This is a genomic window from Paractinoplanes aksuensis (assembly GCF_024137025.1).
Classification (GTDB): Bacteria; Actinomycetota; Actinomycetes; order Mycobacteriales; family Micromonosporaceae; genus Actinoplanes; species Actinoplanes aksuensis.
The window spans coordinates 221,635-237,612 of record NZ_JAMYJR010000032.1 but is presented as its reverse complement, the minus strand read 5'-3'; the positions used below and the strand labels follow the sequence as shown (position 1 = coordinate 237,612).

The 15,978-nt window shown below is 70.6% G+C and carries 17 protein-coding genes; 9 read left to right on the top strand and 8 right to left on the bottom strand.

Translation table 11 applies throughout. The features are described from left to right. Positions 1-255: 255 nt before the first annotated feature. Positions 256-1,086: a 3-methyl-2-oxobutanoate hydroxymethyltransferase gene (panB, locus tag M1L60_RS30065; protein ID WP_253240900.1), complete on the bottom strand. Its 831-nt coding sequence runs from the start codon at positions 1,084-1,086 to the stop codon at positions 256-258. A 180-nt stretch (positions 1,087-1,266) separates the two neighbouring features. Between panB and M1L60_RS30060 the strand changes: the two genes are divergently transcribed. Together M1L60_RS30060 and M1L60_RS30055 are read left to right on the top strand one after the other, a co-directional pair. Further along, a complete protein-coding gene (locus tag M1L60_RS30060) occupies positions 1,267-2,619 on the top strand; it encodes a glutamine synthetase family protein (protein ID WP_253240899.1) in 1,353 nt (450 codons plus the stop codon). A gap of 57 nt (positions 2,620-2,676) precedes the next feature. Continuing rightward, on the top strand, positions 2,677-3,102 hold the full coding sequence (locus M1L60_RS30055; protein WP_253240898.1) for a DUF350 domain-containing protein: 426 nt from the start codon (positions 2,677-2,679) through the stop codon (positions 3,100-3,102). Between the two features lie 140 nt (positions 3,103-3,242). Here M1L60_RS30055 and M1L60_RS30050 read toward each other — a convergent pair whose 3' ends face one another. Further along, the gene (locus M1L60_RS30050) at positions 3,243-4,661 is read right to left on the bottom strand and encodes an RNB domain-containing ribonuclease (protein ID WP_253240897.1); all 1,419 of its coding nucleotides are present in this window, start codon (positions 4,659-4,661) and stop codon (positions 3,243-3,245) included. 85 nt (positions 4,662-4,746) lie between these two features. Beyond that, positions 4,747-5,823, bottom strand: coding sequence for a hypothetical protein (locus tag M1L60_RS30045; protein WP_253240896.1), 1,077 nt, complete (start codon positions 5,821-5,823; stop codon positions 4,747-4,749). Here M1L60_RS30045 and M1L60_RS30040 point away from each other — a divergent pair. Then, positions 5,777-6,226: a hypothetical protein gene (locus M1L60_RS30040; RefSeq protein ID WP_253240895.1), complete on the top strand. Its 450-nt coding sequence runs from the start codon at positions 5,777-5,779 to the stop codon at positions 6,224-6,226. The two genes, M1L60_RS30045 and M1L60_RS30040, sit on opposite strands and share 47 nt — an antisense overlap. Positions 6,227-6,335: 109 nt before the next feature. Here M1L60_RS30040 and M1L60_RS30035 read toward each other — a convergent pair whose 3' ends face one another. Beyond that, positions 6,336-6,539 carry a hypothetical protein gene (locus tag M1L60_RS30035; protein WP_253240894.1) on the bottom strand — a complete coding sequence of 68 codons (204 nt, stop codon included), beginning with the start codon at positions 6,537-6,539 and terminating at the stop codon, positions 6,336-6,338. Between the two features lie 137 nt (positions 6,540-6,676). Continuing rightward, positions 6,677-7,699, bottom strand: a complete 1,023-nt coding sequence (locus tag M1L60_RS30030) for an aspartate-semialdehyde dehydrogenase (RefSeq protein ID WP_253240893.1) — start codon at positions 7,697-7,699, stop codon at positions 6,677-6,679. Between the two features lie 112 nt (positions 7,700-7,811). On the opposite strand from M1L60_RS30030, the gene M1L60_RS30025 reads away from it, so the two are divergent. Next, a complete protein-coding gene (locus tag M1L60_RS30025) occupies positions 7,812-8,609 on the top strand; it encodes a class I SAM-dependent methyltransferase (RefSeq protein WP_253240892.1) in 798 nt (265 codons plus the stop codon). Here the strand turns inward: M1L60_RS30025 and M1L60_RS30020 are convergent. The 3 genes from M1L60_RS30020 to M1L60_RS30010 are packed head-to-tail and all read right to left on the bottom strand — an operon-like array spanning position 8,606 to position 11,372. Next, positions 8,606-9,208 carry a M15 family metallopeptidase gene (locus M1L60_RS30020; protein ID WP_253240891.1) on the bottom strand — a complete coding sequence of 201 codons (603 nt, stop codon included), beginning with the start codon at positions 9,206-9,208 and terminating at the stop codon, positions 8,606-8,608. The two genes, M1L60_RS30025 and M1L60_RS30020, sit on opposite strands and share 4 nt — an antisense overlap. Before the next feature lie 37 nt (positions 9,209-9,245). Then, positions 9,246-10,379 carry an ABC transporter permease gene (locus M1L60_RS30015; protein WP_253240890.1) on the bottom strand — a complete coding sequence of 378 codons (1,134 nt, stop codon included), beginning with the start codon at positions 10,377-10,379 and terminating at the stop codon, positions 9,246-9,248. A 45-nt stretch (positions 10,380-10,424) separates the two neighbouring features. After that, positions 10,425-11,372 (bottom strand): LysR family transcriptional regulator, encoded by a 948-nt coding sequence (locus M1L60_RS30010; RefSeq protein WP_253240919.1) that lies wholly within the window; start codon positions 11,370-11,372, stop codon positions 10,425-10,427. A gap of 9 nt (positions 11,373-11,381) precedes the next feature. Between M1L60_RS30010 and M1L60_RS30005 the strand changes: the two genes are divergently transcribed. The 5 genes from M1L60_RS30005 (at position 11,382) to M1L60_RS29985 (ending at position 15,974) form a co-directional block, all read left to right on the top strand. Then, positions 11,382-12,581, top strand: coding sequence for an MFS transporter (locus M1L60_RS30005; protein WP_253240889.1), 1,200 nt, complete (start codon positions 11,382-11,384; stop codon positions 12,579-12,581). A 16-nt stretch (positions 12,582-12,597) separates the two neighbouring features. Then, positions 12,598-13,026, top strand: a complete 429-nt coding sequence (locus M1L60_RS30000; protein ID WP_253240888.1) for a MarR family winged helix-turn-helix transcriptional regulator — start codon at positions 12,598-12,600, stop codon at positions 13,024-13,026. A gap of 304 nt (positions 13,027-13,330) precedes the next feature. Continuing rightward, complete coding sequence (locus M1L60_RS29995; protein WP_253240887.1) at positions 13,331-14,389, top strand: type I glyceraldehyde-3-phosphate dehydrogenase; 1,059 nt, start codon at positions 13,331-13,333, stop codon at positions 14,387-14,389. An 11-nt stretch (positions 14,390-14,400) separates the two neighbouring features. Continuing rightward, positions 14,401-15,312: a threonine/serine dehydratase gene (locus tag M1L60_RS29990; protein WP_253240886.1), complete on the top strand. Its 912-nt coding sequence runs from the start codon at positions 14,401-14,403 to the stop codon at positions 15,310-15,312. Next, positions 15,309-15,974 (top strand): uridine kinase family protein, encoded by a 666-nt coding sequence (locus tag M1L60_RS29985; protein ID WP_253240885.1) that lies wholly within the window; start codon positions 15,309-15,311, stop codon positions 15,972-15,974. Before M1L60_RS29990 ends, M1L60_RS29985 begins: the two co-directional genes overlap by 4 nt. Positions 15,975-15,978: the final 4 nt, after the last annotated feature.

The following is a 15,978-nucleotide window of genomic DNA, read 5'->3' as shown; positions in this document are numbered from 1 at the left end:
TCGCCTACGACCACTTCGGAAGCCGGGCGATGGCGGTGTTCGGGGTTGGGCGCAACCACTTACGCACGTCGCCGTGGGGGGGGGGGGGGGGGGGGGGGGGGGCCCCCCCCCCCCCCCCCCCCCCCCCCCACGGCCCTCGACGGGAGTTGCGGTCCGAACCACCCACCCCGCTACGACAACCTGCTCTTGATTTCGAAGAGACCGCCCTCGGGAGCGGCGGTCTGTGACCCACCGCCCCCGCTGGACATACGTCTTTCAGAATGTGTGCTCGGACGCCGGGAACTCGCCGCCGCGAACTTCTGCCGCGAACTGCTGAGTGGCGGAAGCCAGCGCGCCGGCCAGGTCGGCGTACTGCTTGACGAAGCGCGGCATGCGACCCGTGCGCAGACCCGCCATGTCTTGCCAGACGAGCACCTGGGCGTCGGTGTCGGGGCCGGCGCCGATGCCCACGGTGGGGATCGGCAGCTCCTTGGTGATGGTCTTGGCCACCTCGCCCGGCACCATCTCGAGCACCACGGCGAACGCGCCCGCCTCGGCCACCGCGCGGGCGTCGGCCAGCACCTCGGCCCCCTCGGCCTCGCGGCCCTGCACTCGGTAGCCGCCCAGCGTGTGCTCGCTCTGCGGGGTGAAGCCGACGTGGCCCATGACCGGGATGCCGGCCCCGGTCAGCGCCTCGATCTGGGCGGCGACGCGGCGGCCGCCCTCGAGCTTCACGGCGTGGGCGCCGGACTCTTTCATGAACCGGACCGCCGTCCGCAAAGCCTGGGTCGGCCCCTCCTCGTAGCTGCCGAACGGCAGGTCAGCCACGATCAGCGCGGTCTTGGTGGCCCGGACGACGGCGCGGACCAGCGGCAACAGCTCGTCGACGGTGATCGGCAGGGTGGTCTCGTGGCCGAACACGTTGTTGGCCGCGGAGTCGCCGACCAGCAGCACGGGCACGCCGTTCTGGTCGAAGATCGAGGCCGTGTACTGGTCGTAGGAGGTCAGCATCGGCCAGCGGTCGCCCCGGCTCTTGGCGGCGATGAGGTCACGCGTGCGTACCCGTCGGGTGGCCGGGCCACCGTACAGGGTCGGGATCTCCGACATCGGACTTCTCCTTCCCTCGAGGCCGCGCGGATGCGGTCCCCGGGTCTGGATCCGATGGTCCCACCCGGGTATCGCCCGCGGTCAGGGGTCAGTGGAGGTTTTCACACCGTGCCAGCGTAATCTCGGCGTAATCGAGCCGGGCGAGACTGGCTCGTCAGGGCATCACTACGAGGGGTGAACGTGGACCGACAGCAGGAGTTCGTGCTCCGGACTCTCGAGGAGCGCGACATCCGTTTTGTCCGGCTCTGGTTCACCGATGTGCTCGGCACGCTCAAGAGCGTGTCGGTCGCCCCGGCCGAGCTCGAGTCGGCCTTCGAAGAGGGCATCGGCATCGACGGCTCGGCCATCGAGGGCTTCGCCCGGGTCTTCGAGTCCGACATGGTGGCCATGCCCGACCCGACGACCTTCCAGGTCTTCCCGTTCGAGGGCGGCGCCAGCGGCGAGAGCGCGCGCATGTTCTGCGACATCCTGCTGCCCGACGGCAGCGCGGCCTGGGCCGACCCGCGCCACGTGCTGCGCCGTGCCCTGGCCCGGGCGGCCGAGAAGGGCTTCACCTTCTACACCCACCCCGAGGTCGAGTTCTTCCTGGTGCAGGACGGTCCGCTCGACGGCTCGCTGCCGATCCCGGTCGACAACGGTGGTTACTTCGACCACACCACCCACTCCATCGCCCGCGACTTCCGCCGCCAGGCCGTGCTCGCGCTCGAGCGGATCGGCATCTCGGTCGAGTTCAGCCACCACGAGGTCGCGCCGGGCCAGCAAGAGATCGACCTGCGCTACGCCGACGCGCTGACCACGGCCGACAACATCATGACCTTCCGTCACGTGGTCAAAGAGGTCGCGCTGTCGCAGGGCGTGCGGGCCACGTTCATGCCCAAGCCGTACACCGACCAGCCCGGCAGCGGCATGCACACCCACCTGTCGCTGATGGAGGGCGAGCGCAACGCCTTCTACGACGCCGACGACCCGCAGAAGCTGTCCAAGACGGCGCGCTCGTTCATCGCCGGCCTGCTGGTGCACGCCCGCGAATACACCGCGGTGACGAACCAGTACGTCAACTCGTACAAGCGCCTGTTCCCGCTGCAGCTGCCGAACGTGGTCACCGAGTCGCCGGCCTTCGTGAGCTGGGGCCACCTCAACCGCTCGGCCCTGGTGCGGGTGCCGGCGTTCGGCAAGCCCAGCTCGGCCCGCGTCGAGGTCCGCTCGATCGACTCGGCGACGAACCCGTACCTGGCCTTCGCGGTCATGCTCGGGGCCGGTCTCAAGGGCATCGAGGAGGGCTACGAGCTGCCTCCGGGCGCCGAGGACGACGTGTGGTCGCTGTCGCCGGCCGAGCGCAAGGCCGCCGGCTACGAGGCGCTGCCGGAGAACCTGTCCGAGGCGATCGACGTGATGAGCAAGTCCGAGCTCGTGGCTGAAGTGCTCGGCGAGCACGTGTTCGACTTCTTCCTGCGCAACAAAACGGCCGAATGGGAGCAGTACCGGCGTGAGGTGACACCCTATGAAAGGCAGCGTTACCTGGGCGCGCTGTAAAGACATAGCTACTGTCTTGTACGGTCTCTCCTGACGTCGTGCGACAAGGGAGAGGCCGTGCTTGAAGATCTGCTAGAGGGTGCTGGGCGCAGCATCGTGTTCGGGCTCGTCGGCATCGGATTGATGGCCGTCGGCTACGTGCTTGTCGACCTGCTCACCCCCGGCAAGCTCCGCGACCTGATCTTCGTGGAGCGCAACCCCAACGCCTCGCTGCTGCTGGCGGCCAACCAACTGGGCATCGCCGCGATCGTCTTCACCGCGATCTTCACGTCCTACGACTCGTTCGGCCAGGGCCTGGCCTCCACGGTCATCTTCGGCCTGCTCGGCATCGTCATCATGGGCCTGGCCTTCCTGGTCCTCGACTGGATGACCCCCGGCAAGCTCGGCGAGGTCATCTGCACCCCCGAACGCCACGGCGGCGCCCTGGTCAGCGCAGCCTCCCACTTCGGCGCCGCCCTGATCGTCTGCGCCAGCATCTCCTGAGGCAACCCACCCGCAAGGTCTTCCTGGCCTGGTCGGCCTCCGAGAACAACGACCAGGCCACCTGGAAACTGGCCGACCTCGCCTCGTCGGCTCTGGGCGGCCCCGACCCGGTGACCCTGGGCCACCCACGCCGCTAGGACTCAGGCCAGCTCGAACTGCACCTTGCGGGTGGTGGGGTCGGCCTCGATGAGGCGGGCCTGGATGCGTACGCCCAGGGGTAGCGCCCCCAGGCACCGGGCCCGGACGGCCGGCTCGTCGATCGCGACCGTGCCGCCCGGCGGCCGGTTCTTCGAGGGCTCGTCGAGGTCGAGCACGCCCGCCTCGAACAGCTCGCCGACCCGGTCGTGCAGCAGCACCGCCTCGGCCAGGTCGATCGCGCCGCGGTTGGCCGCGCCGGCCAGCCGGTCGGTCTCGGACATCGCCTTGGGCAGCCGGGGCAGGGCGGCGCGGGCCCACTCGGGAATCGGGGCGCCGGCCGCGAGGGCCAGGCAGACCTCGGTCGCGTAGCGGTCGGCCAGCCGCCGCAGCGGGGCCGTGACGTGCGCGTACGGGGCGCCGACCCCGCCGTGGCCGGTCTGCTCGGGCGGCGTCCCGTCAAAGGATGTGTACGCCGCCCCGCGCAACAGGTCGGCCGCCTGATCGAGGAAGGCAGCCCCGCGCGGACCGGCCGGGTCGACGGTGGCCACCACCGTGCCGACCGGGGCGCCCGCCGGCCACAGCACGCCCAGTGACTTCGCGGCGGCCTGCAGCTTGGCCACCGCGTCGGGCTTGGGCGCGGGCATCGTGCGCAGCAGCCCCACGCCGCCGCGCAGCATCAGGTCGGCCGCGGCCATGCCGGTGAGCAGCGAGATCTGGGCGTTGTGCTCCTCGATGGCCAGCGGCGCCCGCAGCACCAGACGCCAGCCGCCGCGGTGTTCCTCGACCTCTTGCTCGGGCAGCGGCAGGTTCACCGCCCCGCGGTCGGTGGCCCGGGCCGCGAGCAGCGTGCCCAGCTCGGGCAGCAGGGCCAGCGGCTCGGGCGGGGTGCCCGCGTCGACCTGCCGCTGCACCTCTTCGTAGCTGAGCTTGGCCCGGCTGCGGACCCGCGCCCGCTCCAGCGCCACCGAGGTCGTGGCGCCGTCGGCGTCGAGCTCGATCGTCCAGACCACGGCGGCCCGGTCGACGTCGGGGAACAGGCTGACCGCGTCCTCGCTGAGCACCGGCGGGTGCAGCGGGATCCGGCCGTCGGGCAGATAGATCGTCTGGCCGCGGACCCAGGTCTCGGCCTCGAGCGCGCCGCCCGGCGTCACGTACGAGGCGACGTCGGCGATCGCGTAGAGCACCCGATAGCCGCCGCCGGGGCGCCGGCTCAGGTGCATGGCCTGGTCGAGGTCTTTCGACGAGGCCGGGTCGATCGTCACGAACGGCACGTCGGTGCGGTCGGCCACCGGTGGCACCGGCCCGGTCGCGGCTGCCTCGGCCTCACCGAGCGCCTCGGGCGGGAACGCCTCGGGAAGTCTCAGCTCGCGCCGCAGCGCAGCGAAGTCGATATGCGGCGCCCACACGCGTCTGATCGGCACGGCTCATTCCTACCAGCTACGACAGCGGACGGCAGGGAAGCGCGAAGGGCCGCGCCGGATCGGCGCGGCCCTTCGAGGTGGTGGATCAGCGGCTGCGGCGGGCCGCCGTCTTGCGGGCCTTGGCCGGGGCGGCGTCCATCATGTCCGCGGCCGGGGTGTTGCCCAGCGCGGCCTGACGGGCGGCGGCGGCCGTGGTGGCCCGCTTGACCCGCGACGCGTTGGTGGCCGAGTTCTTCGCGGTGGCACCGGCCCGCGGGGCGTTGGCCGTGCGCTGTGAACGGCCGCGGGTCGCCCCGGCCTCGTTGGCGGTGCTGCGCTTGGCCGTCGGCGTGGCCGCGGGCTTGTTGCCGCCGCGGGCCGCCACCGGGCTCAGGCCGGCCACCTTGGCCACCGCCGAGCGGGAGCCGCCGGCGGGACGGTTGGTGGTGGTCGTCGCCTTGGCCGCGGGCGCCTTCTTCGCGGGCGCCGACGCGCGCTTGGCCGCGGTCGTGGTGGCCTTCGTGGCGGGCGCCTTCTTGGCGGCGACCTTCTTGGCCGGAGCCTTCTTCGCGGACGCCTTCTTGGCCGCCACCTTCGTCGCCGCGGTCTTGCGGGCCGTCGTCGCCGTGGCCTTCTTGGCCGGAGCCTTCTTGGCCGCGGTGGCCTTGGTCGCCGCGGTCCGCTTGGCTGCCGTCGTCTTCGTCGCGGTCGTCTTCTTAGCAGCCGTCGCCTTCGTGGCCGCAGTCTTCTTGGCCGCCGTCGCCTTGGTGGCCGCAGTCCTCCTGGCCGCCGTCGCCTTCGTCGCGGTGGCCTTGGTGGGGGTGGTCTTCTTCGCCGCGGCCTTCTTCGCCGTGGGCTTGGCCGCAGTGGCTGCTGCCTTCTTGGCCGCCGCGGTCGCCTTCGCACCCTTGGCCGCCGCGGCCGCCGCCCGGTTGGCCGACGCCGCGGAGCTGCGGTCGGCCGACGCCGCGACCCGGTTGGCGCCCGACTTGGCGCTGGTCGCCGCCGCCTTGTTGGCCGACGCGGTGGAGCTGCGGTGGTAGCCCGCCTTGGCCGTCGTGGCGGCCGACTTGTTGGCCGACGCCGTGGCGTTGCGCGCGGCGGCGCTGCCGGCCGCGGTGGCTGCCTTCGACGCGGTGGTCGCCTTCTTCGCGGCCGAGGTCTTCTTGCTCGCGGTCGTCATCGCACCAGCCTTGGTCGCCGCCGTCTTCGTCGCCGTCTTCTTGGGCGCGGGCTTCGCGGCCGCCGTCTTCTTGGTCACCGTCTTCTTGGTCACCGTCTTCTTGGGCGCGGCGATGGTTGCCGTCGTCGTGGCCGGGCCGGGCTCAGCCGCCGCGACGGAACGCCGCGGGGTCACCGGCCGCTTGGCCGTCACCTTGGCCGCGGGCCGGGACGCGGTCGTCGACCGGGAACCGGTCGTGGGCTTGGTGGCAGGCTTGGCCGCGGCGGCAGGCTTGCGAGTGGATGCCGAAGACTTCGTGGACTGGCTGGCCCCCGTACGCGAAATACGGCTTTTGTCCGCCGTGGTGGCAGAACGGGGGGCCTTTTTGGCAGCGGCCATCTGGGTGTTTCCTCCTTGCGAATGACTGCGCGAATGGCTGCGGGCTCGTCTCCGCACGGAGACTGCGACGTTCAGTAAGAGAACGATCGATAGCGAAGCTGGAGGCGGCTGAACTCAGAGAGTCGGCGCCGCGGTCAGCTGACCTCCCCGTTCCAGCGGGCATCCTCGGCGTCCCAGTCCGCGTTGCGCTTCTCGACCGTCTCGAGGGCATGCGAAGCTTCGTCGGCCGTGGCGTAGGGGCCAAGTCGATATTGAGCAGGACAAACGTCGTCGCCACTCTCGACTCGATGGTGGCGGAGGCACCAGAAGTAGCCGCCGCCGGACCCACTGTCGCTCATGCAATCACTCTGCACCTCAAACCGACCATCCGCCACCGATTCGGGCAAAAAGTCCTAGATTTCCACATTGGAGTATGAGGCGAGGACAACAAAAACCGCCCCGGCCACACGGCCGGGGCGGTCTTGAGCTAAGCGGGCTACAGCGACGCGGCGACCAGTTCCGCGACCTGAACCGCGTTGAGGGCGGCCCCCTTGCGCAGGTTGTCGTTCGAGACGAAAAGGGCGATGCCGTTCTCGACCGTCTCGTCGGCCCGGATGCGGCCCACGTAGGACGGGTCGCGACCGGCCGCCTCGAGCGGGGTCGGCACGTCGGACAGCTCGACGCCGGGCGCGACGGCCAGCAGCTCGCGAACGCGCGCGGGCGACAGCGGGCGAGCGAAGCGGGCGTTGATCTGCAGCGAGTGACCGGTGAAGACCGGGACGCGCACGCAGGTGCCCGAGACGAGCAGCGACGGGATATCGAGAATTTTGCGGCTCTCGTTGCGGAGCTTCTGCTCCTCGTCGGTCTCCTCGCGGCCGTCGTCGACGATCTTGCCGGCCAGTGGCAGCACGTTGAACGCGATCGGCTTGGCGAACGAGCGCGGGGCCGGGAACTCGACGGCCGAGCCGTCGTGGGTGAGCTCGGTGGCGCGGTCGCTGACCTTCTTCACCTGCTCGTCGAGCTCGCTCACGCCGGCCAGCCCGGCGCCGGAGACGGCCTGGTAGGTGGTGGCGACCATAGCGAGCAGGCCGGCCTCGTCGTGCAGCGGGCGCAGCACCGGCATCGCGGCCATGGTGGTGCAGTTGGGGTTGGCGATGATGCCCTTGGGGCGGTTGGCCGCGGCCTGCGGGTTGACCTCGCTGACGACCAACGGGACCTCGGGATCCATGCGCCAGGCCGACGAGTTGTCGATGACCACGGCGCCGGCCTCGGCCACGCGCGGCGCGAGCTCTTTGGAGCTGGCCCCACCGGCCGAGAACAGGACGATGTCGAGACCGCTGTAGTCGGCGGTCGCCGCGTCCTCGACGGTCACCTCGCCGGCGCCCCACGGCAGGGTGCGGCCCGCGCTGCGAGCGGACGCGAACAGACGGAGCTGACCCAACGGAAATTCGCGCTCGGCCAGGATGCGCCGCATGACGCTGCCCACCTGTCCCGTCGCGCCCACAATGCCGATCCTCATGGCCACAAAAGTACGGCTTGATCTGCGTACGGAGAAATCAGTTTGCCCTTGACGTTTCACTCAGTGGGATTTTTGTCCCACATAAGGGGACAGCAGGCATACGGTCAACGGCATGGCGACGTACACCCACGGTCATCATGAATCGGTCTTGCGCTCGCACCGGTGGCGCACCGCAGAGAATTCGGCGGAGTACCTGCTGCCGCATCTTTCCTCCGGCGTGACGGTGCTCGACATCGGCTGCGGTCCCGGCACGATCACCGCCGACTTCGCGAGCCTCGTCACCCCGGCCCGGGTCACCGCCCTCGAGGTGACCGAGGACGCGCTGAACCTGGCCCGGGCCGAGATCACCCGGCGCGGTCTGACCAACGTCGACTTCGCCGTCGGCGACGTGCACCGGTTGAACTTCGCCGACGACACGTTCGACGTCGTGCACGCCCACCAGGTGCTGCAACATCTGGGCGACCCAGTGGCCGCGCTGCGCGAGATGCGCCGGGTCACCAAACCGGGCGGCCTCATCGGCGTCCGCGACAGCGACTACGCGGCCTTCACCTGGTATCCGCAGTTGCCCGCGCTCGACGAGTGGCTGGCGCTCTATCAACGGGTGGCGCGGGGCAACGGCGGCGAGCCGGACGCCGGTCGCCGGCTGCTGGCCTGGGCCCACGCGGCCGGGCTGACCGACGTGACGGCGTCGTCGAGCACGTGGTGCTTCGCCACCCCGGCCGATCGCGAGTGGTGGGGCGGCATGTGGGCCGACCGGATCCTGAAGTCGCAGATGGCTGACACGGCCGAGCGCACCGGCGCCGCCACCCGCGACGACCTGACCCGCATCTCGGCCGCCTGGCAGCAGTGGGCCGCCGACGAAGACGGCTGGATGTCACTGCTGCACGGGGAGATCGTGGCCCGGGTCTAGGCGGACTTGGGCTTGAACTCCCAGTGCCACGGCTCGCGCGGGACATTTTCGGAGAAGCCGTACTTCTCGGCGTTGGCCCGCATCCAGGTCTGCGCCTTGGAGTTCAGGTCGAGGTCGGTGGCCATGCCCCAGCCGTGCTCGCTGGTGCCGGGCTTGGCCGCCAGCCCGCCCTGGGAGTAGAGCCCCTTGCGGCGGGCCAGATCGACCTGTTCGGCGTACGGGCGATACGAGTCGGTGATGCCGATGTTCACGCCCTCGCGCTTGGCATCGCTGATCATCCGGTTGAGCGACTCGGCGGCCGGCGCCCACAGCTTGTGCCGGGTGTTGCCCACCTGCTCCAGCGCCGCCGCCGGGATCCGCCCGTTGCCGTAGGAGGCCAGTTCGGTCGGGATGCCCTTGCTGTTCAGCGAGTACGACTTGTTGCTGGTGGAGGTCTGCGCGACCGCGTTCTCGAGCGCGTTCGCGAAGGTCCCGCCCTCGGCGCCGGCGGTCGGCTTGGTCTGTTGCTGCTGGATGTTCCGGCCGGCCTGTTGGGTCTGCAGCGCGATCATGCGGCTCTGGATGTCCGCGATCCGCGCGCCCATTCTCTCGATCCCCACGGACTCCTGTTCGGCACCCGCGCGGAAACCTGAGGGCCTACGTCAAGTTCACCGGTTCGCGGCGTTCGGCGCCCTCGAGCCGGTGGGCCAGGTCGAGCTCGACCTCGGAGGTCTGGTTGCGCCGGTTGGGCAGCATGTTGGTGACCAGCACGATCAGCGCGCCGATGCCGCCGTAGAGGGCGAGCACGGTCAGGTGCTGGCTGATCTCGGCGGCCGGGAAGTACAGGTTGTCCCGTACGGCCTGGACCCCGGCCCCGGTCGGCAGGTTCACCCCGAGGATCCGGCCGAAGTCGGGCAGGAACTCGGGCAGGATGCTCGCGCCCGAGATCACCGTGCCCAGTGTGAAGTACAGCGCGCCGATCACGGCCCCGGGCGCGCCGAAGATGGCCACCGCCCCGGCCGTGGAGGCGGTGATGGCCAGCGAGATCAGCGAGAAGATGGCCAGCATCTCGCCCCGGTCGGCGGTGATGCCCACGCCGAACCAGCCCATCGACCACAGCACCACCGCGGCCGAGGCCACGGCGTAGACGGCGAGCGTGCTGACGTGGGCGATGCCCCGGCGCCAGGAGCGGCGGGTGCGCGGGATGAGCCGGCCGAGTCCCATCGAGGCGACCGTGCCGCCGAGCGCGAGGGCCTGGGTCAGGAAACCGAGCGAGGCCCCGTTGACGTCGTCGTCGGGCAGCGGCACCACGTCGGTGATCGGCGGCGGCGCGTTGAGCGCACGGGCCCGGGCCACCGGGATGCGGTCCCCGCTCTTGGCCAGCTGGTCCAGGGTGGCCGCGGCCTGCTGCTGCACGACCGTGGTGAACGTGGTGCGCAACAGGGTGGCGGCGGCCGGGCCGGCGGCCGAGGCGACGTAGAGGTGGGGCTGGGCCCCGGTGATGTCGACCCCGCCGTAGACGTCCCGGCGCTTGATCGCGACCTCGAGGTCGTCGACCGTCGCGTAGTCGGTGACCTTGAAAACGCCCTGCTGGGTCAGCAGACCGACGACCTCGGCCCGGTCGCTCGGCGCGGCCACCAGGCCGACCGGCACGTTGCGGGGCTGCGCCTTGTGGCCCATGCCGAGGTAGTACGCGGTCAGGCCGAGCTGGACGAGCACACCGATCACGCAGACGGCCAGCGCGAACCGCCGGAACCGCAGCACCGACTCGGTCGGCTGTTGCTCTGTCACTCTTGCAGCTTTACGGACGAAAGGGTTTCATGTGACCGTTTCTGACTAACCGACCTTCTCGTCGATGAGGGTGAGAAGGGCCCGGGCCGCGGCGCTGGGCCGGCGCACCGCGGACACGGCCAGGCCCAGCGGCCATTCCAGGTCGGCCCCGGCCACGGTGCGCAGGACCAGGCCCGTACGGTCGTCCGGCACCACGAACGGCGGCAGGACAGCCACCCCGAGACCCTCGCGGACGAAGCTGGCGCCGGTGGCGATGTCGGTGACCTCGATCGCCACGTGCCGTTGCACGCCGGCCGCGGCGAACGCCTTGTCGACGACGGTGCGGTTGCCGAAGCCCACCGGGAAGTCGACGAACGGCTCCCCGGCCAGGTCGGCCACGCGCACCTCGGCCGCGCCGGCCAGCCGGTGGCCCGCGGGCAGCACCAGCTCGAGCCGGCGAGAGGCGATCGGCCGGACCCGGATGCCGGTCGGCGGGCGGCCCGGCGCCGAGACGAACGCGAGGTCGAGCGTGCCGTCGGCCAGCCAGTCGAGCAGGCCCACCGAGCCCCGGGGCGAGACGTGCAGCCGCAGGCCGACGTGCGGGTGCTCCCGGTGGAAGGCGCCGAGCAGGGCCGGCACGTCGATGAGGTCGACCGAGATGAGGGTGCCGACCCGGACCGTGCCGCGCAGACCGCCGCGCACCTCGTCGACCGCGTCCCGGGCGTCACGGACGGCGTCGAGCGCGGCCCGGGCCCGGGGCAGCAGCGCCTCCCCGGCGTCGGTCAGCGCGACCCGCTTGGAGGTGCGTTCGAGCAAGCGGGCGCCCAGCTCCCGCTCCATCGCCTTGATCACGGCCGAGACGCCGGACTGCACGACGTGCAGGCGGGCCGCGGCCCGGGTGAAGTTGCGCTCCTCGGCCACGGCCACGAAGTACTCGAAGTGTCGAAGTTCCAGCACGAGAAGTGATTGTAGGTAGTAGTAATCATCCTTGGTGATGATGATCCGCCGACGCACGCTCAAGCCATGACCGTCCTGACCCGCCCTCGGCCGAAGCTGCACGGTTCGCCGCGCCACGGCCGGGGTTTCTGGCTGATCGCCGCTGTCTATCTCGTCGCGCTCGCCTTCTCGACCGTGCCGACCCCGCTCTACCCGCTCTACCAGCGCGCCGACGGCTTCTCCGCGCTCACCGTGACCGTCGTGTTCGCGGTCTACGCGATCGGCGTGGTCGTCAGCCTGCTGCTGGCCGGGCCCGTCTCGGACTGGACCGGGCGCCGCCGTGTGCTCCAGGCCGCGCTCGGGCTGGAGATCCTCGCGGGCGTGGTCTTCCTCACCGGGACGGCGCTGTCCGGGTTGATCGTCGCGCGGTTCCTCACCGGGCTGGGCGTCGGCCTGCTGACCGCCACGGCCACGGCCTACCTGCTCGAGCTGCACACAGCGCACCGGCCCGAGGCGGCTCGGACCCGCTTCGAGGTGGTGTCGTCGGCGGCCAATCTGGGCGGGCTCGGCGCCGGGACGCTCGTGGCGGGCGCCCTGGCCCAATTCGTGGCTTCTCCCTTGCGTACGCCGTACGTCGTCTTTCTGATCCTGCTGGCCCTCAGCGTCGTCGCCGTCGCCGCCGCGCCCGAGACGGTGACCGCGCCCGCCGTGCGCCCGAAGTACCGGCCGCAGGGCGTGCGGATCGCCGGCCCCCGCCGGACCGTGGTCGTCGCCACCGCCTCGGCCTTCGCCGCGTTCGCCGTGTTCGGCCTGTTCACGTCGCTCGCGCCCAGCTTCGTGGCCGGCGCGCTGCACCACCCGAGCCGCCTGCTGGCCGGCGTGGTCGTCTTCGTGGTCTTCGGGGCCGGCGCCGTCGGCCAGTCCGTCAGCGCCCGCTTTCCGATCGGCCTCGCCGCGCAGGCGGCCGGTCTGATCACGCTGGCCACCGGCATCTCGACCACCTCCTTGACGATCTTCCTGATCGGCGGCGCGATCGCCGGCGCCGGCGCCGGGATCCTGTTCAAGTCGGCGGTCGGCACCATCGCCGCCACCGCCCCGGCCCACCAGCGCGGCGAAAGCCTGGCCGGGCTGTTCCTGATCGCCTATCTGGGCCTGGTCGGCCCCGTGCTCGGCCTGGGCCTGGCCGGCCACTTCGTAGCCGCGACGACCTCGCTGCTGTGGTTCACCGGCCTGCTGCTGGCCCTGCTCGGCACCGTCCTCACCGTGGATCGTTGGGGCACAAACTAATCGCTACGCTGGAGGGATGGCCGATGACCCGCTCGAACTGGAACGCCAGGTGTGCTTCGCCCTGTCGGTGGCCTCGCGCAGCGTGGTGGCCCTCTACCGCCCGCTGCTCGAGCCGATGGGCCTGACCCACCCGCAATACCTGGTGATGCTCGCCCTCTGGCAACACGCGCCGCTGTCCGTGCGGGATCTCAGCCGGCTGCTCCAGCTCGACCCGGGCACCCTCTCGCCACTGCTCAAGAGACTCGAGACCATCGGGTACGTCGACCGGCAGCGCGACCCCAGCGACGAGCGCAGCCTGGCCGTGACGCTGACCGAGCGGGGCCGTGCCCTGCGGGCCGAGGCCGAAAAGATCCCGCCCGCGATCGTCGCCCGATTGGGTATGCCTATCGCGGAGCTGGAGTCGTTGCACACGGCACTCACCCGGGTGATTGCGGCCGCCCACTGATCGATTCCCGAAAAATCGAATCCCGGCAGATGAATTGTTTCACATCTTCCTTCACTGGCCGATTTGCGCAAGCCTCGTCCGAAAGGCGCAGCGGCCGATGCTTGTGGGTGAACAAGGATCAGCAGGTAAATGGGCACGAAGACGATCGTGGATGTCGCCGGCGACCGCCGATCATGGACAGTCTGTGATGCAGCGTGCGTTGACGTGCAAGTTGCACGACTCATAGTGTCGAGCATGTGACGCCGGGTGTCGGACGACCTCGGGCGCGCGACAGCACCGTCAAACCGGCCGAGGAGAACGTTCCATGAGTGTCACGATCGGCATCAACGGATTCGGGCGGATCGGCCGCAGCCTCGCGCGCATAGTAGCCGCATCCCCCGATCTCGGCATATCCATTGCCGCCGTAAACGACCTTGCCTCGACCGAGAAAATGGCCTACGGGCTGCGTCGGGACAGCATTCGTGGCGCATTTCCCGGCACCGTCACGGCCCGCGCCGATCATTTGGTCGTGAATGACCATGCGATCCGCGCGTTCCACCATGAACGGCCCGAACGCATTCCGTGGGCCGACGCCGGGGTGGACGTGGTCGTCGAGGCCACCGGCCGGTTCCGGGCCGGCACGCTGGCCCGCACCCACATCACCCACGGCGGCGCCCGCAAGGTCGTGATCAGCGCCTCGGCCGACGAGCCGGACGCGTTCCTCGTCTACGGGGCCAACCACACCACATACGACCCGGAGCGGCACGACGTCGTCTCCCCCGGCTCGTGCGGCGTCAACGCCCTGACCGTGATGGCCAAGGTGCTGCTCGACCGCTTCGGCCTGCAGAGCGTGCACACGTCCGTGGTGCTGGCCACCCAGGGCTGGCAGAAGGCGCAGGACTCGGTGGTCGGCACGTCGCGCGAGGACCCGCGCCTGGGCCGGGCCACCGGCGAGAGCATCATCCCGCACAACTACGTGGTCGGTGACCTGGTGCGGGTGGTGCTGCCCGAGATCGGCGAGATGCGCTACAGCTACTACTGCGTGCCCACGCCGATCGGGTCGCTGGCCGAGCTCTCCGGCACGACCGACAAGCCGGTCAGCGTCGAGGAGGTCAACCGGGCCATGGCCGAGGCCGCGGCCGGTCCGCTCCGGCGGGTGCTGGCCTACGACCCCGACCCCACGGTCTCGATCGACGTCAAGAACAACCCGGCGTCCTGCCTGTTCGACCCGTCCGGCACCCAGACCACGGCCGACGGCGGGGTCAAGGTGCGCGGCTGGTTCGACAACGAGTGGGGCTTCTCCAACCGATTACTCGACCTCGCGCGCCTGGTCGGTGAACGCACCCCAGTGACGTCGCGCCGGATGAGCTGGAGCATCGCTTAGAGTCCCACGTGATGACTATCGAGACTTCTGACGTACGGGCGGCCTCCTCCCTCTTGGCCGGCCGGGTGCGGCGGACCCCGGTGATGCGAGCGGATGAGAACCTCTGGTTCAAGCTCGAGCAGGTACAGCACGCGGGCTCGTTCAAGACGCGGGGCATGTTCAACCAGATCCTCGCCGCCCCTTCGTTGCCCGAGGCGGGCATCGTGGCCGCGTCGGGCGGCAATGCCGGGCTGGCGGCGGCCTACGCGGCGCGCGAGTTGGGCGTACCGGCCGAGGTCTTCGTTCCTGAGACAGCCCCGGCCGTCAAAGTGGCCAAATTGGGCAAACTGGGCGCCCGGGTTGTGCAGGTCGGCAACGAGTACGCCGAGGCTTACGCGGCCGCTCTTGTTGCTGCTCAGTCGTCCGGCGCGTTGTTCTGCCACGCCTACGACGACCCGTTCATGGTGGCGGGCAACGGGACACTCGGCCTCGAACTGCTCGACCAACTGCCCTCCGGTTTCGACACGGTGCTGGTCGCGGTGGGCGGAGGCGGCCTGATCGCCGGCGTGATCGCCGCCCTTCCCGGCGTACGAGTGGTGGCGGTCGAGCCGATCAACGCGTCCGCCCTGCACTCGGCGCTGGCTGCGGGCCAACCAGTCGACGTCCCCGTCTCGGGCGTGGCCGCCGACTCGCTCGGCGCACGGCGGGTGGGCCGGATCGCGTACGACATGGCGGTGGCCTTTCAGACGCCATCGGTGCTGGTCGAGGACCAGGCCATCGTGGACGCCCGCCGCCACCTGTGGGACGACTACCGCCTGGCCGTCGAACACGGCACGGCGGCGGCCTACGCGGCCCTGACCTCGGGCGCCTACGTGCCCGCCCCCGGCGAGCGCGTCGTGGTGCTGCTGTGCGGCGCCAACACGAACCCGGCCGACCTGGCATGAACCTCGGCCCGGGCGAACCGGAAGCCGGCCCCTGGCGGGTCGAGCCGATCTCCTCGTTGACGGAATCGCTGGCGTCCGCCCGGGTCATCGCCGTCGACGGCCGCGGCGCCAGCGGCAAGACGGTCTTGTCGTCCCGCCTGGCTTCTTTGTTGCCGGCCACCGTCGTCCACTCCGACGACGTGGCCTGGAACCACTCCCGCTTCGGCTGGGACGACCTGATGATCGACGGCATCCTGCGCCCGTTCCGCGCGGGCCAGCCGGTGCACTACCGCCTGCCGGCCTGGGAACGCCTGGGCCGCCCGGGCCACATCTCTGTTGCGGCCGACGCCACCACCTTGATCATCGAGGGCGTGGGCGTCTCCCGCCGTTCCCTGATGCCGTACGTGGACGTCGCCATCTGGGTCCAGTCCGACTACGTCGAGGCCAAGGCCCGCGGCATCCGCCGCGACATAGCCACCGAGGGTCGCACTGAAGAGAACGCCCTACAGAACTGGGACGAGTGGGAGGCCGAGGAGGTCCCGTTCCTCCTCGAAGACCGCCCCTGGGAACGAGCCGACATCATCGTCAACACCGCCGTCCCCCACGACCTCTCATCCGAGGTCGTCACCGCCAGGCCCACCCGCGACTCTCGGTCCGGACCGCATGATTCAGGTCGCTACTGACATC